This is a genomic window from Sphingomonas sp. BK580, assembly GCF_014194975.1.
GTDB lineage: Bacteria > Pseudomonadota > Alphaproteobacteria > Sphingomonadales > Sphingomonadaceae > Sphingomonas.
In genome coordinates, this window is record NZ_JACIAY010000011.1 from 133,492 (window position 1) to 151,532 (window position 18,041).

Annotated in this window: 24 protein-coding genes and 2 pseudogenes; 21 read left to right on the forward strand and 5 right to left on the reverse strand. The window is 67.1% G+C overall.

Going from position 1 to position 18,041, the window contains the following annotated elements; all coding sequences use genetic code 11:
* Positions 1–83: 83 nt before the first annotated feature.
* Positions 84–254 (forward strand): hypothetical protein, encoded by a 171-nt coding sequence (locus FHY05_RS17685; protein ID WP_183945747.1) that lies wholly within the window; start codon positions 84–86, stop codon positions 252–254.
* Between the two features lie 70 nt (positions 255–324).
* Here FHY05_RS17685 and FHY05_RS17690 read toward each other — a convergent pair whose 3' ends face one another.
* Positions 325–825, reverse strand: a complete 501-nt coding sequence (locus tag FHY05_RS17690) for a MucR family transcriptional regulator (RefSeq protein ID WP_183945748.1) — start codon at positions 823–825, stop codon at positions 325–327.
* Positions 826–1,013: 188 nt separating this feature from the next.
* Between FHY05_RS17690 and FHY05_RS17695 the strand changes: the two genes are divergently transcribed.
* The 12 genes and pseudogenes from FHY05_RS17695 to FHY05_RS17740 all read left to right on the forward strand — a co-directional run bounded on the left by FHY05_RS17695 (position 1,014) and on the right by FHY05_RS17740 (position 8,617).
* Positions 1,014–3,284, forward strand: a complete 2,271-nt coding sequence (locus FHY05_RS17695; protein ID WP_183945749.1) for a ParB/RepB/Spo0J family partition protein — start codon at positions 1,014–1,016, stop codon at positions 3,282–3,284.
* 92 nt (positions 3,285–3,376) lie between these two features.
* Complete coding sequence (locus FHY05_RS17700) at positions 3,377–4,285, forward strand: ArdC family protein (RefSeq protein WP_183945750.1); 909 nt, start codon at positions 3,377–3,379, stop codon at positions 4,283–4,285.
* Positions 4,286–4,309: 24 nt separating this feature from the next.
* Positions 4,310–4,948, forward strand: coding sequence for a DUF6927 domain-containing protein (locus FHY05_RS17705; RefSeq protein ID WP_183945751.1), 639 nt, complete (start codon positions 4,310–4,312; stop codon positions 4,946–4,948).
* Between the two features lie 11 nt (positions 4,949–4,959).
* The gene (locus FHY05_RS17710) at positions 4,960–5,148 is read left to right on the forward strand and encodes a hypothetical protein (protein WP_183945752.1); all 189 of its coding nucleotides are present in this window, start codon (positions 4,960–4,962) and stop codon (positions 5,146–5,148) included.
* Complete coding sequence (locus FHY05_RS17715; RefSeq protein ID WP_183945753.1) at positions 5,139–5,684, forward strand: thermonuclease family protein; 546 nt, start codon at positions 5,139–5,141, stop codon at positions 5,682–5,684. The genes FHY05_RS17710 and FHY05_RS17715 overlap by 10 nt, the downstream gene beginning before the upstream one ends.
* Positions 5,685–5,825: 141 nt before the next feature.
* Positions 5,826–5,999, forward strand: a pseudogene (locus FHY05_RS22915) (DUF7007 domain-containing protein); the annotation flags it as partial.
* A gap of 20 nt (positions 6,000–6,019) precedes the next feature.
* Positions 6,020–6,148 (forward strand): annotated as a pseudogene (locus FHY05_RS22920) (hypothetical protein); the annotation flags it as partial.
* A gap of 6 nt (positions 6,149–6,154) precedes the next feature.
* The gene (locus tag FHY05_RS17720; RefSeq protein WP_183945754.1) at positions 6,155–6,430 is read left to right on the forward strand and encodes a hypothetical protein; all 276 of its coding nucleotides are present in this window, start codon (positions 6,155–6,157) and stop codon (positions 6,428–6,430) included.
* 208 nt (positions 6,431–6,638) lie between these two features.
* Positions 6,639–7,283, forward strand: a complete 645-nt coding sequence (locus FHY05_RS17725; protein WP_183945755.1) for a hypothetical protein — start codon at positions 6,639–6,641, stop codon at positions 7,281–7,283.
* A 12-nt stretch (positions 7,284–7,295) separates the two neighbouring features.
* On the forward strand, positions 7,296–7,589 hold the full coding sequence (locus FHY05_RS17730; protein WP_183945756.1) for a hypothetical protein: 294 nt from the start codon (positions 7,296–7,298) through the stop codon (positions 7,587–7,589).
* Positions 7,590–7,609: 20 nt separating this feature from the next.
* The gene (locus FHY05_RS17735) at positions 7,610–7,927 is read left to right on the forward strand and encodes a hypothetical protein (protein WP_183945757.1); all 318 of its coding nucleotides are present in this window, start codon (positions 7,610–7,612) and stop codon (positions 7,925–7,927) included.
* A 15-nt stretch (positions 7,928–7,942) separates the two neighbouring features.
* A complete protein-coding gene (locus FHY05_RS17740; RefSeq protein ID WP_183945758.1) occupies positions 7,943–8,617 on the forward strand; it encodes a hypothetical protein in 675 nt (224 codons plus the stop codon).
* Here the strand turns inward: FHY05_RS17740 and FHY05_RS17745 are convergent.
* Together FHY05_RS17745 and FHY05_RS17750 are read right to left on the reverse strand one after the other, a co-directional pair.
* Entirely contained in the window at positions 8,608–8,814 is a 207-nt protein-coding gene (locus tag FHY05_RS17745) for a hypothetical protein (RefSeq protein WP_183945759.1), read from the reverse strand. The two genes, FHY05_RS17740 and FHY05_RS17745, sit on opposite strands and share 10 nt — an antisense overlap.
* A gap of 126 nt (positions 8,815–8,940) precedes the next feature.
* Entirely contained in the window at positions 8,941–9,333 is a 393-nt protein-coding gene (locus tag FHY05_RS17750; protein ID WP_183945760.1) for a VOC family protein, read from the reverse strand.
* A gap of 91 nt (positions 9,334–9,424) precedes the next feature.
* On the opposite strand from FHY05_RS17750, the gene FHY05_RS17755 reads away from it, so the two are divergent.
* From FHY05_RS17755 to FHY05_RS17775, 5 genes are all read left to right on the forward strand, one after another.
* Entirely contained in the window at positions 9,425–9,925 is a 501-nt protein-coding gene (locus tag FHY05_RS17755; protein WP_183945761.1) for a hypothetical protein, read from the forward strand.
* Positions 9,926–9,969: 44 nt separating this feature from the next.
* Positions 9,970–11,289 carry a hypothetical protein gene (locus FHY05_RS17760; protein ID WP_183945762.1) on the forward strand — a complete coding sequence of 440 codons (1,320 nt, stop codon included), beginning with the start codon at positions 9,970–9,972 and terminating at the stop codon, positions 11,287–11,289.
* Between the two features lie 76 nt (positions 11,290–11,365).
* Positions 11,366–12,661, forward strand: coding sequence for a hypothetical protein (locus FHY05_RS17765; protein ID WP_183945763.1), 1,296 nt, complete (start codon positions 11,366–11,368; stop codon positions 12,659–12,661).
* 112 nt (positions 12,662–12,773) lie between these two features.
* A complete protein-coding gene (locus FHY05_RS17770) occupies positions 12,774–13,223 on the forward strand; it encodes a hypothetical protein (RefSeq protein WP_183945764.1) in 450 nt (149 codons plus the stop codon).
* 1 nt (position 13,224) lies between these two features.
* The gene (locus FHY05_RS17775; RefSeq protein ID WP_260181679.1) at positions 13,225–14,157 is read left to right on the forward strand and encodes a hypothetical protein; all 933 of its coding nucleotides are present in this window, start codon (positions 13,225–13,227) and stop codon (positions 14,155–14,157) included.
* A 3-nt stretch (positions 14,158–14,160) separates the two neighbouring features.
* On the opposite strand, the gene FHY05_RS17780 is transcribed toward FHY05_RS17775, so the two are convergent.
* Positions 14,161–14,370, reverse strand: coding sequence for a hypothetical protein (locus tag FHY05_RS17780; RefSeq protein WP_183945765.1), 210 nt, complete (start codon positions 14,368–14,370; stop codon positions 14,161–14,163).
* A gap of 27 nt (positions 14,371–14,397) precedes the next feature.
* Here FHY05_RS17780 and FHY05_RS17785 point away from each other — a divergent pair, with 27 nt between their 5' ends.
* Entirely contained in the window at positions 14,398–14,754 is a 357-nt protein-coding gene (locus tag FHY05_RS17785) for a DUF3768 domain-containing protein (protein ID WP_221191287.1), read from the forward strand.
* 27 nt (positions 14,755–14,781) lie between these two features.
* Here the strand turns inward: FHY05_RS17785 and FHY05_RS17790 are convergent, their stop codons facing one another.
* Entirely contained in the window at positions 14,782–15,510 is a 729-nt protein-coding gene (locus FHY05_RS17790) for a CPBP family intramembrane glutamic endopeptidase (protein WP_183945766.1), read from the reverse strand.
* Between the two features lie 83 nt (positions 15,511–15,593).
* Here FHY05_RS17790 and FHY05_RS17795 point away from each other — a divergent pair, with 83 nt between their 5' ends.
* Positions 15,594–15,788, forward strand: coding sequence for a hypothetical protein (locus FHY05_RS17795; protein ID WP_311732515.1), 195 nt, complete (start codon positions 15,594–15,596; stop codon positions 15,786–15,788).
* An 86-nt stretch (positions 15,789–15,874) separates the two neighbouring features.
* Entirely contained in the window at positions 15,875–18,028 is a 2,154-nt protein-coding gene (locus FHY05_RS17800) for a DNA cytosine methyltransferase (RefSeq protein ID WP_183945767.1), read from the forward strand.
* The last annotated feature ends 13 nt before the right edge of the window (positions 18,029–18,041 follow it).

Here is an 18,041-nt window from a genome sequence, read left to right on the forward strand (position 1 = left end):
GCAGCGGCGTCGGGGGCGCGTTCAAGCGTTTAGCGAACGTCGTTTGCGACCCGCGCTTTGTTCTTCAACAAGGAGCGCTCAGCATGTTCGGCAAAGAACGCGTCAGCGCGACCGGCATCTTTCTGGCGCAGGGCGGTTTTGGCCTGGGTCAGGAGCTGACTGTCGTTCAATTCCGTGTTGCTCATCTCGGCCTCTCAACGCTGGAGGGGCAGGTTGAGCTTTCCGCTCAACGCTGTCGAGTCGATCCCGCTTGAGTCCCAAGAAACCGGCCGAGCGGGTAGATTGAGGGGCCGGCTCGGCATGACGCACGAGCCGGCCCTTTAGTTATGCCTCAGTCGTCTCGGTCGCCTTCGCCTTGGAGCGCCGCGGCTTAGGCGCGGGCGCCTCCGGGGCAGCTTCGGCGACCTTCTGGCCAGGCTTGCGGCCGAGCCCGATCTTCTTGGCCATCGTGCGGCGCGCCTCGCTGTAGGTCTCGGCCACCATCGGATAGTCGCGCTTCAGGTTGTAGCGCTCGCGGTACTCGTCCGGCGTCAGACCGTTGGTCGACAGATGGCGGCGCAGCGTCTTGTACGGCTTGCCGTCGATCATGCTGATGATGTGGTCCTTGTTCGCGAGCGACTTACGGACCGATACCGCGGGCGTGTATTCCGACTGCGCCGGCTCCGAGCTTGCCTCGGGCGAAGCGCTGCTCAGGTTCGCCACGGCATCGTGCATCGTCTTCAGGAACGCCGGCACGTCGTCGGCCGAGGTGCGCGTGTTCGGGTTCGACAGCCACGCGATCGTCAGCTCGGTCGCCAGTTCGACGGGGTTCGTATCTTCGGTCATTTTGGATCCCGGTAGTCAGGGGGACGGTCGCGGACGCGACGGCATCGTCATACCTCAAGGCGCTTCCGCAGCAACACTGAACGGGCAAGCACATGTCACGTTCCGAGGCAGCCCCGAGCAATGGAGAGAAGGGGGAGGGGAGCTGGTGTCCGGCAGAACGTCGGATGCTCAGATAAGGGTGATTTCCCATGATCCAGTCCGTCAAGCTGTCGAAGCTGGTCCTCTCCGACGTCAACGTGCGCAAGCGTCGCGCCGACAAGGCCGAGAGCTTCGCGATCAGCATCGCCGCTAATGGTATCCTGCAGAACCTGATCGTGACGCCGCTCAAGAAGCCGCGCGGCCACTACGGCGTCGTCGCCGGCGAGAGCCGTTACCGCGGCCTCATGCTGCTTGCCGAGCGCGGCGAGATCAACGCCGATGAGTATGACGTGCCGGTCAAGCTGATGACGGGTGCCGAGAGCGAGCTGTCCGAGGTGTCGCTGGTCGAGAACTTCCAGCGCGACAACATGAACCCGGCTGACGAGTGCCGCGGCTTCCAGCTCATCCTCTCGCAGGGCGGCGACATCGATGGGCTCGCGCGGCGCTTCGGCGTGACCCGCCGCTTCGTCGAGGGGCGTCTCCGGCTCGCCAATTTGGCGGAGCCGATCTTCGATGCGCTCGCCGACGAGAAGATCAGCCTCGAGATGGCCAAGGCGTACGGCACGACCGCCAGCCATGAGCGCCAGCTCAAGGTGTGGAACGCCTATGGCCACAGCAGCTACAACACGCCGGACACGATCCGGCGCACGATCGCCAATGACGATATGCGCTCGAGCGATCCGGTTGCCCTGCTCGTCGGCGCCGAGGCGTATGAGGCGGCAGGTGGCGTGATCGAGCGCGAGCTGTTCAGCGACGGCGACGATCGCTGGACCAATCCGGAGATCGTCCAGAGACTCGCGGGCGAGAAGATGGAAGCCGAGGCCAAGCGCATCGGCGACGAGCGCGGCCTCGCCTGGATCCGCCCGGTCGCGTCGAGCAGCACCTACAACGCCGCGCATGGTCTCTACCGCGTCTACCTGCCGACCGAGCCGATGACCGAGGAGCAGGGCGCGCGCGCGGTCGAGATCGAGGCGCTGCTGGCACCGCTGCAGGAGCAGCTCGAGAGCGGCACACTCAGCGACGAGGCGCACATCGAGATCGAGGGCCAGTACGACACGCTCGCGGCGGAACTCGACGCGCTCGAGCATCGGCCGGTCATGATGCCCCCGGAGGTGGCCTCCCGCGTTGGCGCCTTCCTGACACTCTCGCACACCGGCGAGATGGTGCTCGACGATGTCTTCTACAGCGAGACGCCGATCACGGTGACGATGGTCGAGCCGGACGTGGCGGAGGACGATCCCGGCGAGCACGACGGGGATGATGCGTCGGACGACGGGGCCGAAGGCGATGGCGAAGACTCCGAGCGTCCCGCACCGGTCGCAACGTTCCGCATCGAGGAGGGGGCGGGGCACACCATCGGCCGCGGCAACACCACGTCGATCGTCGAGCCCGACCGGGCCGCACCGGGCGGCAAGCCGATGAGCCAGGTCCTGATGGATCAGCTCGCGATCCAGCGGCGCGACGTTCTCGGTGCTGCGCTGCAGGCCAACCCCGGTCTCGCGCTCGACTACATGATCTTCGTCATGATCGAGGGGCGTAACTACCGCAACGACGGCAACGGCACGACCATCCGTGCGCCGTTGCCGCAGGATGCGGTGCCTGCGACCGGCGTGCCGGGCTCGCGCGCGCGCGACTACCTCGCCGAAGTCTACGACGGTTTGGATGCGAGCTGGTCCGAGCCGGACAACAAGGTGGCGCGCTTCGAGGCGTTCCGCGTCCTCTCCGACGACACCAAGGCCAAGTGGCTGGCGTGGATCGTGGCCACGTCGTTCGACGCCAAGGAGGGCTACGGCGCGCCCAAGCAGATCCCGCTCCAGAACCGCCTTGCCACGATCCTCGAGGTCGACGTCGCCAGCTGGTGGCGCCCGACGTCAGAGAACTTCTTCGATCGCGTGCCCAAGGGCGCGCTGCTGTCGCTGCTCGACGAGGTCGGTGGCCCGTCGCTCACCAGCCGCAACGCCAGCAGCAAGAAGCCGGAGATCTCGGCGTCGTGTCAGAAGCTTTTCGCCGGCGACGCGATCGTCGAGACCGAGGTGAAGGAGAAGGCGCTCGCCTGGGTGCCGGCCGCGATGCGCTTCAACGACGTCGCCTCCGGCGGGGCGGTCGAGGACGACGGGCAGGCCGAGCTCGCCGGTCTGATCGGCGACGGCACCGGCGCCGGCGAGGACGACGACCTGGCAGCGCTGATCGGTGAAGACGCCGGCGAGCCCGCTGGTGACGGCACGACCGATGTCGATGGCGAGAGCAGCGGCACCGGCGACGTCACTCCGCCCGAGCACCAGAACGACGACACCGTGAACGACGTGGTCGCGGCCGAGTAACAGCACACCCGCTGGGCAACCTCGCTGCCGGCGCTGCCTCACCGCGGCGCCGGCAGCTTCTTTTCCAAACTCCATCACGAGGAGCCTGCGCCATGCCCGCCGGCACCCGCGACATCGCGACCGCAATCACCGACACCATCATCGCCAAACTCGAGGCCGGCACCGTGCCGTGGCAGCGCCCATGGTCGATCACTGGCGAGGGCGGCCGTCCGCTGCGCCACGAGGGCACGCCGTACCTCGGCATCAACTCCATCTGGCTCTGGGTCATGGCCGATTTTCTCGGCTTCCGGAGCCGCTACTGGATGACCGCGCGCCAGGCCGAGGAGCTTGGCGGGCAGGTGCGCCGCGACGCGCAGCCGTCTTTTTCGGTCTACAGCTCGACCTTCCGCAAGCGCGGCCAGCCCAACCTTGAGGGGATCTCGGCCGACAAGCTGATCCGCTTCCTGCGCTCGTACACCGTCTTCAATGCCGATGAGATCGAGGGCCTGCCGGGCTACTTCTACCCGCGTCCGGCGCCGCCCACACCGACGCTGCTCTCGGCGCGACAGGATCGCATCGATGCCTTCTTCGCGGCCATCCCGTCGAAGATCCGCCGCGGCGGTGATCGCGCCTTCTTCAGCTACACCTTCGATTACATCCAGATGCCGCACGCCGGCAGCTTCAAGTCGGCCGACGCGCACGCGTCCATCCTCGCGCATGAGCATGCCCATTGGACCGGGCACTCGTCGCGACTGGATCGGACCTTCGGCAAGAAGTTCGGTGACAAGGCGTACTGCGTCGAAGAGCTGGTCGCCGAGCTTACCGGCGCGATGGTCTGCAGTGACCTCGGCCTGCCGTCCGAGATCCATGACAGCCACGCCAACTACGTCGCCGACTGGCTGCGAGTGCTGCGGGCCGACAAGAGCGCGATCTTCGTCGCCGCGACCAAGGCAGAGCAGGCCTTCGCCTATCTTCGCACCTTCTCGGCCGAGGCGACCGACGCGGTGAAGCTCGCGGCATGATCCACGACCATAGGAGAACCCGACATGGGTTGGCTTTCAATGCCTCGCAGCGGCATGGGCGGGCACGCCACGCCCAAGGCCTATCTGAACGACCAATACACCTACTCGCGCGAGCAGGATGGTGGCGGCACGCGCGGTGCGCGCGTCATCGCAAGCGCGTGCCCCGGAAACCGCGCGTGGTATGCCGCTGTCGAGCTGCTCGAGAACGGTGTCGCCACCTCCGTCATCGCCGTGATCTGTGAGGTGCGGTGGACGCCGAACGCCGCGGCCGGATACGTCTTCGCCTATAAGGACATGACCGAGAACGCGGGTCCGTGCTCGGACGAATGCCCGGAACGCATCCTTCGCCTCCTGCCGGCAACCGACAACGAGGGGGCGCTGGACTGGCGTCGACGCTGTCTTGCGCGGCTGCGCCAGCGCGCGCGGCGGATCGACGACGGCATGCGCGTACGCTTCCCCGTGCCGATCCGCTTTGAGGATGGGCATTCCGGCACCGAGTTCATCGTTGTGAAGCGGGGCAGCCGGATCACTGTTCGCTGCGCCTCGGGCTTCGGCCACTACCGTATCCGCAACTTCCGCGATCTGCCGTGGACCGTCGTGCCGGTGACGAAGGTCCACGCGACAGTCTTCGCGAAGTCGCCCGCATCTGCAATGCCAGCCTGATGGAGCCTGACATGGAAGACGCCCCCCTTTCCCCATTGCGCTGGCGACTGTGCAGCGCCCTTCACGCCCGGCGTGTAGCGCAGCGAATGCAGGCCGAAGGCCTCGACGTCGTACTGCTGCTCACCGGCGACCGGATGCAGCCCTGGCGCGTGATCGAGCGCGCGCACGCGCCGATCGACGAGGTGAGCGCATGCGCCTGATCCTCGGCCTCGCACTCATCGCAGCTGCCTGCACCGGTGCGGCGCCGCGGTCAGACCAAAGCGGCGCGATCACCGCCGATGGCCGCGCGATCGACGGCGACACCGTCTCGATCGACATCCGCTTGTTCGGCGCCGACGCCTTCGAGAAGCGCCAGATGTGCCGCACGACGTCAGGCTGCTGGCCGTGCGGCAAGGCCGCACAGGACTATGCCTCCAAGCTGCTCAAGGCGAACCCGGCCACGATCCGGTTGACGGGCAAGCAGAGCTACGGACGGCCGATCGGGACCGTCGATGTGGGCGGGCAGGACCTTGGCGACGCGATGATCGCGGCTGGGCTTGCCGTCCCGGCCACCAGCTACCTGAAAAGCGATCCCGAGCGCGCGCAGCGATATGTCGCTGCTTACCAGCTGGCGCAGCGCCGCCAGCTAGGAGCGCACGCAGGCTACTTCGTCGATCCCGCCAAGTGGCGAAAGGGCGAGCGCCTGTCTTGTGAGAGGCGAAGCTCGCGCGAAGGCAGGCCCATGTTTACCGGGTAAGTTTATTTATCGGGTTACTCGATGTTGCTTGGAGCTCGCTGCGCGCTCGGCCGAGGTGGAGGAGCGGTATAAAGCACCACCTTCCAGCTTCGCGGCTAGAGAGAGGGGGGAGGAAGGACGTCGATCAGGGAGAAGATCATCATGCCCGCCTTTGCCTCAACCCCCGCACCTATTCACACCCTCTGGGACGCACCTCAGACTGCCGAGCAACGCCTGCCCGGTGTATGGTCGGTGACCACCGCCTCGCACGGAGGCTTCGTTCTATCGCATGAGCGCCAGGCCGCGATGCCGGAGGCGCTGCGCCTCGACAGCATCTACTACGAAGAGGACGTCGACTGGTCGCTGGTGATCCTCGGCTTCGAGGCCGAGTTCGCTTCGCTGCGAAACCGGTTTTCGACCTCGAGCGTGATCTCGCGCGCCAGACTGCGCGGCATTGGCGTCCGCAGCGCTACTCCGCCTTCACTGGCGAGGTGCTGCAGCCCAAAGACAGCCACGTGTTGCGCGCGATCGCATCTTACGAGGCTGCGATCGGCGAGATCGGCGTGCGCGCCGCCTGGGGCGATTGGGCGGACTGGGTGCCAGCCGGCAAGGTCGGCGTCGTCGGGCAGCGGATTACCGGCTGCAGCCATCTTGGCTTCGCCACCTACGACGGGCCCGACTTCAAAGGCTTGTGCGACGCGGCCCGCTACGATGCGCGCGATCAGGCGAGCACGTTTGCCTCGCTCGGCGTCGAGCTGATCGACTGAGTGCCCGCGGAAAGAGGTTGCCGAAACCGGCACCATCCTTTCGCGCGCCTTGACCGGAGACTAGCGAGCCCGAGCCCGTGAAGCGCCAGGGCGACCAGCCCCGAGGGGCTGACGACCACGGGGAGGATCCAGAGCCGCGGAGAAGAGGGGGGAGTGAGAGGCGGGCGTGAGGTGTCGCGCCAGGTCCTCTCACATGGAGTCAGGCGTCATGAGCTTCGACGTGCCGTTCCGCCACCATCAGGCGATGGATGCAGCCTCGCTGCCCACGATCACCGTCACCCTGCAGGCGATGACCAAGGCGCTTGCTGATTGCCGCAATGCCGGCGTCGATCCTGACAGCGACCCTGCCATGGTCCTGCTGGCGCGCCATATGGCGGTCGTCTCGACCAACCGCGCGCCGCGTTCGGCGCTGCTGCATGCCTGCCGGCGCAGGATCGACGCGCTGCGGCGGTTCCCGACGCTGCTCTCCATCGCCATCCGTGGCGTCGCCTACGACCAGGTTGCGAAGGAGCGTTTCCACATGGACGCGCGGGCCGAGCTGGAGAAGCTGGCGTCGGCGCTGCACCTCATCGATGGCAGCTACACCGTAGTCTCCTGGCAGGGCACGACGGCCGAGTCCGGCTACGTCATCCTCGCTGCGCCCGAGGTCGCCGTCGTTGTTCGGGTCGGCGGACGGTACGAGGGACGCGAGGTCGCCTATCGCGCCGTCGTGAACGGGATCGAGCAACCCAATCGGCATGCCGGCATGGCCGAGCTGCTGAACACTGCTCGCTTTGCCGAGCGCCTCACCCGCGAACTCAATCTCTCCAACCCTGCGATCGCCAGCGCCGAGCCCGCGCTGATCGCCGCCTGAGGAGCACGAACCATGTGGATCCAGGATGCGCTCGCCATCGCGCGGGCCGACCTCGCGCGCATCGCGCGCTACATCGAGCGGCGTGAGCGCTTTCTCGACGCGCTGGACTGGTCCTTGCTGTCGGACGCGCAGGCGCGCCAGTCGGCGATGCTCGACGAGCTGCTCGCTGAGGACATGGCCGAGGGCCAGAACTACGTCGATTGGCTGGTCGAGCGGATGACCACGCACCTCACCGTCCCGGGCGCGTTGCGCTTTGCGCCTCACCCGCGGCCGTGGCACGCTGAGTGGATCACGCTGGCCGACTAACCCTCGAGGGAGATTGGACGATGAGCCGACATACCTTCGCCGGAACCGCCGGCGTCTCCGTCGCGATCGGATGGGACCGACCGCTCGACACCTTCTACGTCCAGGTCTCGCGCCCGGACCCGGAAGACAAGGGCGAGCGAGAGACCTTCGTCTGGGAAGGCACGAGCCCGCGCGAGCTGCCTAGCGCGGCCGCGGCGATTGCCGTTGCAGCGTCCCATGCCGAGCTGCCCGCCGATCTCGCCAGCACGCTCGAGACCGATCGGCTGAAGACGCTCGGCAGCTTCGATGGACCCGCGCAGGCGGCCATGAAGCGTCAGCGCTTTGGTCGTGATCTGTAACGGAGGGACTTCAACATGGACGACCACCGTCAGCCCACATCGCCAAAGGGCGGCTTCGATATCGGACTTAACTGCGGACTGCTTGGCGTGTTTCTCTCCGCGGCGAACTTCATGACATCACAGTTCGCTGAATTTGGAGACGGCGTTGGCGCCGATCCCGCGAGTCCGCTGCAGCAGATAGCCGAGCTGCTCAGCAGCAATGTCGTCAAGTCGCTCGCCGTTGTGCTCATCCTCGTAGGCGGAATGCTTTACGCGACAGGTATGGGATACATCGAGCTAGCTGGACCTTCCGAAGGGACCGCTCCGCGACCGAAGCCCCTGACTGCTACCCTGCCGATGAACATCGACGCGCGAATGGCAGAGGCACGGATTACCGGGCTCCTCGCCCGCCTCAAGGCCGTGCCTGAAGAGTTGCGTGAGGAAGCCACTATCGAGCTTGAAGGTATCGAACAGCGGCACATGCCTGCGTTGAGCAAGGCTCACCGAAAGGCACGAGCCACGGTTTCCCCCACGTCGCAGCAGGCTGACGAGCTCGACACCGATTACGCGGCTTCGCTCAACCGCTTGAGCACCACTCTTGAGCAGATGCTCGATCGGGCCACAGCGCTTGGACGTGACCGTCTGCAATGGCAGACACTGGTAATCGAAGAACGCTTCCCCACGGCGAGCGTCGAGAAGGATCAGGCGTAGACATCGGCAAGAAGGGGGAGCTCGCGGCTGCCTTGCTCCTTCGCCGTAGGCGCGTGCACGTGGGCTTGCCTGGACAGGAACCCAGAAAGCCACTGCTGGCGCTCATGCGCCATCAGAACCGAACTGTAGGGGCAATCGGCGGCAGTCGATCCCTTCCGACGCGCGTGCGCCAGCCCTTCATTATAGGGGTTCTGCATGTTTCTTCCCTGCGACACGCAGGTCCCGTCCTGCGTCGACACGCTTCTCCGGCGGTCGCGCGCCAATAACTAAAATTGGTTAATGATTTAAGACGCTTCGGGTGCCGGCAATCGTTCGTCACGCCCTCACCCGACGGCACGTTCAATGAGGTCCCAGCGGTTGCCGTATCGATCCTCGAACACGACGACGACACCATAAGCCTCGTGCCGAGGATCCTCGACGAAGCGAACGCCACGCTCCCGGTAGATCTGGTAGTCGCGCACCAGGTCGTCGGTCTCGAGGAAGAGGAAGACCCTGCCACCGCTCTGATTGCCGATGGCGTGCCGCTGCCGCTCGTCGGCTGCGCGAGCGAGCAACAGTCCCGTGGAGGCTCCGTGCGGTGCGACCACCACCCACCGCTTGGTCGGGCTCTGTACCGCGTCCTCGCGCAACTCAAAGCCGAGCGTGCCGACATAATAGTCGATTGCGGTGTCGTATTCATCGACGACGATGGCAACGAGGCTGAGGTGCTGAGGCATGGGCACCTCCTGCCGGCACGCAATTGCTCTGCCAAGCAAGAGAGGAGGGGGAGGGAAGTGCCGATCCATGCGGATCGAAGGAGATCCTCCCATGTCCGACGTCATCGACCTTGGCGGTGCACCCGCCGAAGAAGACTGCGCGCAGCTGGGCCACACGCCCGACTTCGATGCGGTGAATGCCTATGAGGTGTTCGCCTATAAGCTCGCAATCATCGCACGTTACGGTCAGCCGCCGGCAGGCTGCCGCCTCAAGCCGCTCGCCAATCGTCACGATTTCGGTGTGTACCGGACGTTGTCGCTCCGCATCGACGACGAGGAGGACGAGGCTGTCCAGGCCTATGCTGAAGCCGTCGAGAACGGCCTGGCGCGCTGGATCGACGGCGGCTTTGCTCCTCCGATCAGCTACGAGGGCAGCGTCGCCACCATCCATCGGCCCGATGTCACCGAGCTGGTGATCGGCGCGCTGCAGACCACGCGCCCTGGACCGGACGGTACGTTCCCCGTTGCAGACTTCGAGAGGCTGCACACGAACCTCGCCACCGCCTTCCCGGACGAGGCCGCGACCGCACACGCGCGCCTAACAGCCGCCTGACCCACCTGCTCGCGCCTGAGGGCGCGTCGACCAGCGAGGCCATCATGCCTGATGCCGCTTTCAACCCCGCTGATGCCGCAACGTGGCTGGCACGTGGCCGCAGGCCCGCCCATGCGGAGGCGCTCGCCAAGGCGTGGCGCGACTATCCCGACCTGCCACCCAACGCGCCGCTCGCCGAGCGCCAAGCCCGCAGCCACGCGCGTGTGATCGCAACCCGCCCTGTGTTCGAGGAGATGCGCGTCGAGGCCGAAGCCGAGCGCCACGCCAAGAACTTCGCGTTCACCGAGAAGGAGGCACGCGAAGGCAAGGCGAACGAACGCGAGCTTGCCATCCTCAACGGCCGCGATCGGTGTGGCTACGACTGGGACGTCGCCAACCGCTATGCCGATGGCTGGTACGCGGCGCACGTAGGTTGGCCACACCACTACCCGGACGGGATTCCGTGCAATGCGCCGCTCGAAACTCGCCGTGCTGCCTACGACCAAGGCTTCACTGACGGAGGTGGCGACCGCACCGACCTGTTCGACGCGGCGCGGCGCGCGAACCTGGCGCTGCACCGCCAGAGCAACATGCCGGCCGCCGTCATCCCGGTCACGCCGGCGCGGCCGTTGCCGAGCAGCTGGCCGAAGCCCGGTGATGAGGCTCGACCGGCCCGATGGTCGCGGCGTCTCGTCATCCTCAGCGATGGCGACCTTGCTGGCGGAGATCCCGCGCGCGCAAAGTGGGACTTCCTGCGGATCGTGCGCGATCGACCCGGCGCCGAGGCCATGACGCTTATGATCCTCACGGATGCTGGCTTCGTTCACGCCGGCGACTACACGCCGACCGCGAGCTTAGGCGGACGCCGGCAGGTCACCGGCCCCGCCCTGCGCCAGCAGCTGGTGGAAGCGCTTTCCGGCCGCGAGATCGACGACATCCTGGTCGCGCTGCAGGACGAGGACCTGCGCCTGCTTGATGGTATCGCGAGCGCGCTACCGCTGTGCCGGACGATGGAGCGGACGCGAAACACCAAGCTGCAGCAGCGCACCCACCTGCGCACCTGGTTGGATCGCGGCTACGGCGAGGACGAGAACATGGCGGCAGGCCATATCCGATGGGGCAAGCTGATCCAGGGTCTGGTGGGCAAGCTCGGTGAGTTTACCGTGCGGCACGTCGGGCCAGCCCCCGTTCGTGGACAGCTGATCCGGGTTGAGGTCGGTGATGGGCAACTCGCGGCCGGCTACGCCGATGCCGACGGCACGCCGATCGCGGCCGAAATCGTCGTCGCGAGCAAGGCGAAGCTACGGCCGGAGATGGCGGCGACGCTACGGCGCTTCGGGGCCGCCACGACGATGATGGCAGCCTCGGCTCGGCACGCGGCGTAGCCGCACTGATCCGAGCCGCGAAAGAGGAGAGGGGAGGGAGCGGACACGCCGGAATGAGCCGGCGAGGAGCTACCTCATGCCCGAGTCCGTGCCCGCGTCAGCCGATTACCTCATGCGCCCGGTCCTCTGGACGTTCGGAGAAGGTCCGACCTTCCCGGGCTACACCGACGACATCCATTGGAACGGCTTCCTCAACGTGTCCGTCAGCATGGCGACATGGCCCTACGTTCTGCGGACGCTCATCGCCGGCGCCGATGGCGATGCCGAGACGATCGCGGCCTATCGCGAGATGGCGGGCGGCAGCATGGTCTCGCTGGCCGACCGTTTCACCACCGAGGCCGTGGACCGGAACTGGCCGTGGCAATTTCCGGACTATCCGGTCGCAACCATGATGCCGATCCCGGAGCGCTGGTCGGAAATGAGCTGGCACCATGACACCGCGCCCAGCTTCGGCCCCTGTGTGGGACCGATGGGCGAGGCCGCGCAGGTCTGGGTCGACTATGCCGACCCGTCGAAGCGGGAATTTTCGGAAGCGCCGCGGTTCAGCTTCAGCCGGCGCGATGCCGTGGGCGAGCTGACCACCATCTACGCCGGCGCCGACTGGGACGAGGTGCTAGCGTCGGCCGCGGTCGAGGCGCTCGCGTGCGCCTTCGCGCGCGGGCTCGCTCTCGAGCTGACGGCCTTGCAGTGGCAGGACATGCGGCTGCGCAACCGGGTGGCTCCGGAGGGCACATGTGCCTCGCACGACTTCGTCGATGCCAACATGGTGATGCTCGCCGCCTGGACGGCGGAACGCGGTCATCCTCTGCTGCCGAGCACTGAGCCGACCACGTTCGAGGATGATCTCGAACGCGTGAACGCGGCGTGGAAGATCGCGACGGCGCACTATCTCACCGCCTGTGAAGAGGGTGAGCGGTTCGATGCCTGGCGCCTTACTGGCCGCGACGTCGAGGGACTCGCTGCGGCCGGCGAAGAACTTGGCAGGGTCGACGATAGTGACAGCCCGGGACGGATCTACGCGACCGGCTTCATGGAACGCGACGGCGAGCAGTGGATCGTGAACGTCGGCAACTCCAGCCAGGCTTTCGACGAGCTCTTCGATGCCGAAGCGCATCTCTGGAGCATCCATGCTTCCACCGAGAGCCGACCCGAGGTGCGCCAGCCGCTGCGGTTGCGCCCTCCGCCCTCCGCCATCCACTTTACCGTCGACGAGATCACGGTGACCGCGGACGCCATCGATCGCCGGTTGAGCGATCTGGCCGAGCGCCTCGCGACCGTGTCGCCGCTTGAGTCGGAAGGGCTCTTTCTGGCCGAGAGCGTGCGTCGGCTGAAAGCCGCGAGGATCAAGCTGACCGAGGCCGCTCAGCCCTGAGCGAGGGAGAGGAGAGGGGAGCAGGTGGTCGCGGGATTGGGCCCGCGAGAAGGAGACCGCCATGCTCCCCGCCTCGATCGCACTCACCGCCGCGCCGAGCGCGGTCGCTACGGTGCAGGAGCTGTTCGCCGACAGCATCACCGACGTCCTGCTCGAACTTTTGCAGGCAGCTCGCGCGAGCGGCGCTGCCCGCGTCGACGTCGCAGTGATCGGCGCAGCCGGGGATCGGCTGCTGCAGCTCAGCGACGATGGCCATGGGCTTGAGGAGCCGGGTTCCATCTTCGCTCACCCGCTGCCACGGTTCGGCATCTTCAGCCTCGCCGGACGAGACGTGATCGTCCGCTCCTGGTCGCGTGCCGCACATCAAGGGTGGAGTGCACACATCACCGCCGCGGCGTGGACGGGCAGGCGGCCGATCGCGATCTCGCCCGACCCGATCGCTCGCGGCACCTCCATCACCTTCCGCATGCCGGCGATCGCCGAGGCCGCGGTCAGGGCTGCGCTGACCGAGGCCGCATCTCTTGCGGGCGTCGTCGCTACCTTCACCGGTCGAGGAGTCTGACATGGACATGCCGCCCCCTCCGGTCGTGCTCGCCTACGGCATCGGCGTGGACAGTACCGCGCTTCTCGTCGAGCTGGTCGCGCGCGGGCAGAAGCCCGACCTGGTGCTGAGCGCCGACACCGGCGTGGAGAAGCCGGGGACCTATGCCTATCTCGACGTGATCCGGCCGTGGATGGATGCACACGGCATCCGGCACGAGCTGGTCTCGTACATTCCCAAGCGCTTCAAGCATTGGCCGCCCTACTATGGGCTGCTGGAGATGTGCCTGACCAACGCAACGCTGCCGAGCAAGAGCCTGGGCGGGTCGAGCTGCAGCCTCAAATACAAGAAGGCGCCACAGGACGCGTTTCTCGCGAGCTGGCAGCCGGCGAAAGATGCCTGGGCGCGTGGCCAGCGGGTCATTCGGCTGATCGGCTATGACGCAGGCCCGCGCGATACGCTGCGGGCCAACCACGCCTTGTCGATCGAGGACCCACTCTACGACTGCCGCTCGCCGCTGCGCGAGTGGGGCTGGGACCGTGACGCTTGCGTGGCGCGCATCATCGCCGAGGGCCTCCCAGTGCCCCCAAAATCGGCGTGCTGGCTGTGCATCGCCAATCGGCCCGAGGAGATCCGCGAGCTGCCGCGCTGGTGCCTGCGCCTCATCGTGCTCGTCGAGGCGCGCGCCGCGCCGCGGCTGCATACGGTCGAGGGGCTGTGGCGCCGGTCGACCAAGGCGCGCCCCGGCCGCATGACCGACTTCATCCGCGCAGAGGGCCTGCTGCCGTCGCGCGAAATCGATCGGATCTGGCGCGACGCGCCGCGCGACCTGATCCGCTTCCAAGACGTCGCTGCCATGGTGCCGGTTGGCGAGCGGCCGACGATGCAGAGCTGGCTTGAGCGCTTCAATGCCGGATTGATGACGCGGCAACCGGGAGAGCCGCTCGCCGCGTGAATGTCACTGATCGCTCGTGGCAGAAGCCTGGTTGACGATGACCAGCTGCCCCGGCGCGAGGCCGACGATCGTCAGGCCGACCATCGTGAGCAGGATGCTTGTCGCTAGGGCGATGAGCGGCCCGGCCGGTATGATGCGGCGCCGGTAGAGCAGGGCCATGCCCTCGAACGCGGCCGCGCCGACCAGCGCGATGATGATCGCGAAGATCTGCATCCCACCCGATTACCGAAGGGACTCAGCATGGACAACGTCGTTCGCTCATCTCGCACCGAGATCATCGGCACGCTCAATGATCGCTGCCGACAGGGGCTGGACCGAAGAGCGCGCATCGTCATGACCCGCGCCTGCCTCGCGACATTCGCCGAGGCCGGCGTGTCGACCCTGGCGGCGCAGATCGAGATCATGGCCGCTTTGCGGGCGTACACCTTCGACGGCGAGGATCGTGAGCGTCACCGTGGCGAGTTCGAGTTGCGAGGACACACGGTCCATTTCGCGATCGACTATTACGACCTCGCGCTTGAGTACGGGTCGGAGGACCCGGCGGATGCGGCGGTCACAAGGCGTGTGCTGACTATCATGATGCGCGAAGATCTGTAGCGCCTGAGCCCGCCCAACCAGCGCGACCTAGGAGCCCAGGGTCGCGTACCACATGCCGAAGGCGTTGCTGGCTATGTGGACGAGAAGGCTGGGCACGATCGAGCGCGTGCGCAGCGCGCAGATGCCGGCCCCGAGGCCGAGGAACAGTGAGGCGACCAGGTTCGCCGGCTCGAAGTGCAGCGTCACAAAGAGGAAGGCCGAGACCAGAACCGCAGCGACGCGCCAACCGCGGTCGACCAGCGTGCCGAGCAGATAGCCGCGGTAGAGCAGCTCCTCCACCATCGGCGCGACGATCACTGTTGCGATGAGCAGCGCCAGCCCTGCAGGACCGGACAAAGACGCGACGAGCGCCCTGCCGACCTCGAGGTTGCTGCCGACACCCGACTGCCACACCGTTGCTCCCTGCAGCGCGAGGATCCCGAGCGGGATCTGCGCAACGGCAAGGCCGATGACCATCGTGACCGCGGTGCGCCCGTTCCATGCCGGTGTCGTGAGAAGCACAGCGCGCGTGCGGCCTGCTCGCCGCGTGTCGAGGGCGACAAGGCCGAAGATCAGCAGCGCCGCCAGCACGATCGTCGCCGCGGTCAGCGTTGCCGAGGCCGGGTCGAGTCCCATGGCAGGCCCGACGATGTAGTGGATCACGGTGAGCGCCGCCTGATGCGCGATCAGAAGCCCGGCGACGAGCCACAGAGACGGCGCGGTCGAGGGCTGAGCAGTGGGCGGGGTGAGCGTCGGCGCAGCAGCCAGGTCGAGCATTCCCACCTCTCAAGATCAGGAGATCGTCGGTGCGCAGCATTAAGTCTCACGCCGCTCGAGCACGTCAATCCCGTTCGCGACCTGTGCTCGATATCATGAAGTTGGTCGGTCCAACTGCAACGAACGCGGAGTGGGAGGCTGACAAGGCAGGCTGGCGCGCCTTCGTCTTCGGCAACACCGCGAGCGGCTTTCGCGCGGGCAGTCGCCTCGATCGCGCATGGCGACGAGGATACGAGGCCGCTGCCCGCAGCGACGAGCCAGCTGCGCTGATGCTGTAGCTGATCGAGTCTGGTCGCGGCGAGCCAGCGCGGGAGAGGAAAGGGGGGAAGGGAGAGGCGGATCATCCGGATCCGGGAGCCTCACCATGAACGCATTCAGCCACGCGACCGCCGAGGTGGTGATCCGCCACGGCCACATGGCGTGCGGGCTCGGCGCCGGCGCTGCCGGCATGAACGCCGCCAACCCTCGCGTCGGGCCGCTGCGCGGCCGCTTCGAGTGCGCAGGCGGGATCGATGTCGACGAGGGCGCGATCCGCAACTTCGAGCGTCTCACGGGCGTGAAGGGCACCGTGATGGACCTCTTCTCCGAGGCCCAATACCGCGCCTTCCATAAACGGGCGCCGGACCCGAGCTGGCGCGAGGCCACGCCGCTCGACATCCGCCGCGTCTTCGGTCGCCTCGACGTCCTGTTCGCGAGCTATCCCTGCAAGGGCTTCTCCGGCCTGCTGTCGGCGCGCACGGCCGAGACCGCCAAGTACCAGGCGCTCAACGACCTGACGACGCGCGGCATGATGCTCAGCCTTGAGGCGTACCGCGACGACCCGGTCGCGATCGTCGCCTTCGAGAACGTGCCGCGCATCGCGACCGCGCGCGGCGCCCGCTTTCTCGCCCAGATCGACGCGCTGTACCGCGCCTATGGTTATGTCGTCAGCGACGTCGAGGACAGCATCCACGACTGCGGCGCGATCGGCGGCCTCGCGCAGCGCCGCAAGCGCTTCCTGCGGCTGTTCCGCCACCCATCCAAGGTGCCGAACTTCATCTATCAGCCCGCCAAGAAGCGGCTGCGCGGCGTCGGCGAGGTCATCGGCAAGCTGCCGATGCCGGGAGATCCGGCCGCGGGCGTGATGCACCGTGTACCGGCGCTGCAATGGAAGACGTGGGTGCGGCTCGCCTTCGTGCCCGCGGGGCGCGACTGGCGCGCGCTGAACGATCTGGCGGTGATCGACGGGCGGCTGCGTGACTTCGGCATCGTGCCTGAGCAGGCGTTGCGCGAGAACGCACTTGGCGTGCTCGACTGGTCGGACACGGCGCCGACCCTCACCTCCGCGCGCGCACCAGCGCAGGGCCGCTTCTCGGTCGCAGACGTGCGGGTCTCGGCCGACTGGAACGCCGACGTCCTTGGCGTCCGCGACTGGCACCAGCATGCCGGCACCGTGACGGGGCGCAACGGCCCTACCAATGGCGCGCACAGCGTCGCCGATCCGAGGCCGGACTATGGTGCCTCGACCCATCGCAATGTGCTCGGCGTGAAGCGCTGGAGCGAGAGCGCTGCCACGGTCAGCGGGAGCCCCAAGCCGAGCGCCGGCGCGCATGCGGTCGCCGATCCTCGCTTCGATGCGCACCCGAAGAGCGTCCAGCTCGGTGTCCGGCCATGGTCGGCGCCGTCGCCGTGCATCAAGGCCGACGTGTCGGTCGGCACCGGGCCGTACGCGATTTCGGATCCGCGCCAAGCGGCCGCGGCGGGACAGCTCGGCAATGTCTTCCGCATCGTGCCGATCGACGAGGCCGGCGAGCCGGTCACCGACCCGAGGCCGGGCTACGCGGCCGGCACCCACCGCAACATCCTCGCCGTCACCGACTTCAGCGATACAGCCAAGGTGGTCACCGGAGCGGTCCACCCTGCAGGCGGTGCGCTATCGGTCGCGGATCCTCGCCCCGTCGGGCTCAGTGCGGGCGGGCGTGACCAGCACGGCTACAACAGCCAAGCGCATTACGGCGTCCTCGGATGGGAGGACACGAGCGTCGCCGTGCCCGGCTATGCCAAGTACGACCGCGGCAAGTGGTCGGTCGCGGATCCTAGGCTACCTGAGCCCGAGCCACTCGCCGCGCTGCCAGCGCCGAACGATCGCGTCATCGCGCGCATCATCGCCGCGGACGGTACGTGGCACCGGCCCTTCACCACGCTCGAGCTCGCAGCACTCCAGTCGCTGTTCGATCCCGAGCAGGTCTTCCGCTTCGACGGCGAACGAAACGCCTGGTCCATGGTGCAGCCGTTCGACCTCGAAGGCAGCTCCGACGCGCAGAAACGCGAATGGATCGGCAATGCCGTCCCCTCGGCCGCGGCGCAGGGCATGGCCGAGGAGATCGGCGAGGCGCTGCTCCTCGCCAAGCTCGGCGAGACCTTCACACTGTCCGACAAGGCCATCTGGGTCTCGCCGCTGCGCATGGCGCTCGCCGTCGACCATGCGCCGATCGGGGCGATCACCCACCGGCAAGATCTCGATTGTGGAGAGGCATGATGCAACGCTCGGG

Coding starts and splice junctions, on each gene's coding strand:
- FHY05_RS17705 (WP_183945751.1), top strand. CDS start 4,310: ATGGGTTGGCTTTCAATGCCTCGCAGCGGCATGGGCGGGCACGCCACG.
- FHY05_RS17730 (WP_183945756.1), top strand. CDS start 7,296: ATGTGGATCCAGGATGCGCTCGCCATCGCGCGGGCCGACCTCGCGCGC.
- FHY05_RS17760 (WP_183945762.1), top strand. CDS start 9,970: ATGCCTGATGCCGCTTTCAACCCCGCTGATGCCGCAACGTGGCTGGCA.
- FHY05_RS17785 (WP_221191287.1), top strand. CDS start 14,398: ATGGACAACGTCGTTCGCTCATCTCGCACCGAGATCATCGGCACGCTC.
- FHY05_RS17765 (WP_183945763.1), top strand. CDS start 11,366: ATGCCCGAGTCCGTGCCCGCGTCAGCCGATTACCTCATGCGCCCGGTC.
- FHY05_RS17700 (WP_183945750.1), top strand. CDS start 3,377: ATGCCCGCCGGCACCCGCGACATCGCGACCGCAATCACCGACACCATC.
- FHY05_RS17690 (WP_183945748.1), bottom strand. CDS start 825: ATGACCGAAGATACGAACCCCGTCGAACTGGCGACCGAGCTGACGATC.
- FHY05_RS17685 (WP_183945747.1), top strand. CDS start 84: ATGTTCGGCAAAGAACGCGTCAGCGCGACCGGCATCTTTCTGGCGCAG.
- FHY05_RS17775 (WP_260181679.1), top strand. CDS start 13,225: ATGGACATGCCGCCCCCTCCGGTCGTGCTCGCCTACGGCATCGGCGTG.
- FHY05_RS17725 (WP_183945755.1), top strand. CDS start 6,639: ATGAGCTTCGACGTGCCGTTCCGCCACCATCAGGCGATGGATGCAGCC.
- FHY05_RS17735 (WP_183945757.1), top strand. CDS start 7,610: ATGAGCCGACATACCTTCGCCGGAACCGCCGGCGTCTCCGTCGCGATC.
- FHY05_RS17780 (WP_183945765.1), bottom strand. CDS start 14,370: ATGCAGATCTTCGCGATCATCATCGCGCTGGTCGGCGCGGCCGCGTTC.
- FHY05_RS17800 (WP_183945767.1), top strand. CDS start 15,875: ATGAACGCATTCAGCCACGCGACCGCCGAGGTGGTGATCCGCCACGGC.
- FHY05_RS17715 (WP_183945753.1), top strand. CDS start 5,139: ATGCGCCTGATCCTCGGCCTCGCACTCATCGCAGCTGCCTGCACCGGT.
- FHY05_RS17750 (WP_183945760.1), bottom strand. CDS start 9,333: ATGCCTCAGCACCTCAGCCTCGTTGCCATCGTCGTCGATGAATACGAC.
- FHY05_RS17755 (WP_183945761.1), top strand. CDS start 9,425: ATGTCCGACGTCATCGACCTTGGCGGTGCACCCGCCGAAGAAGACTGC.
- FHY05_RS17740 (WP_183945758.1), top strand. CDS start 7,943: ATGGACGACCACCGTCAGCCCACATCGCCAAAGGGCGGCTTCGATATC.
- FHY05_RS17790 (WP_183945766.1), bottom strand. CDS start 15,510: ATGCTCGACCTGGCTGCTGCGCCGACGCTCACCCCGCCCACTGCTCAG.
- FHY05_RS17745 (WP_183945759.1), bottom strand. CDS start 8,814: ATGCAGAACCCCTATAATGAAGGGCTGGCGCACGCGCGTCGGAAGGGA.
- FHY05_RS17710 (WP_183945752.1), top strand. CDS start 4,960: ATGGAAGACGCCCCCCTTTCCCCATTGCGCTGGCGACTGTGCAGCGCC.
- FHY05_RS17695 (WP_183945749.1), top strand. CDS start 1,014: ATGATCCAGTCCGTCAAGCTGTCGAAGCTGGTCCTCTCCGACGTCAAC.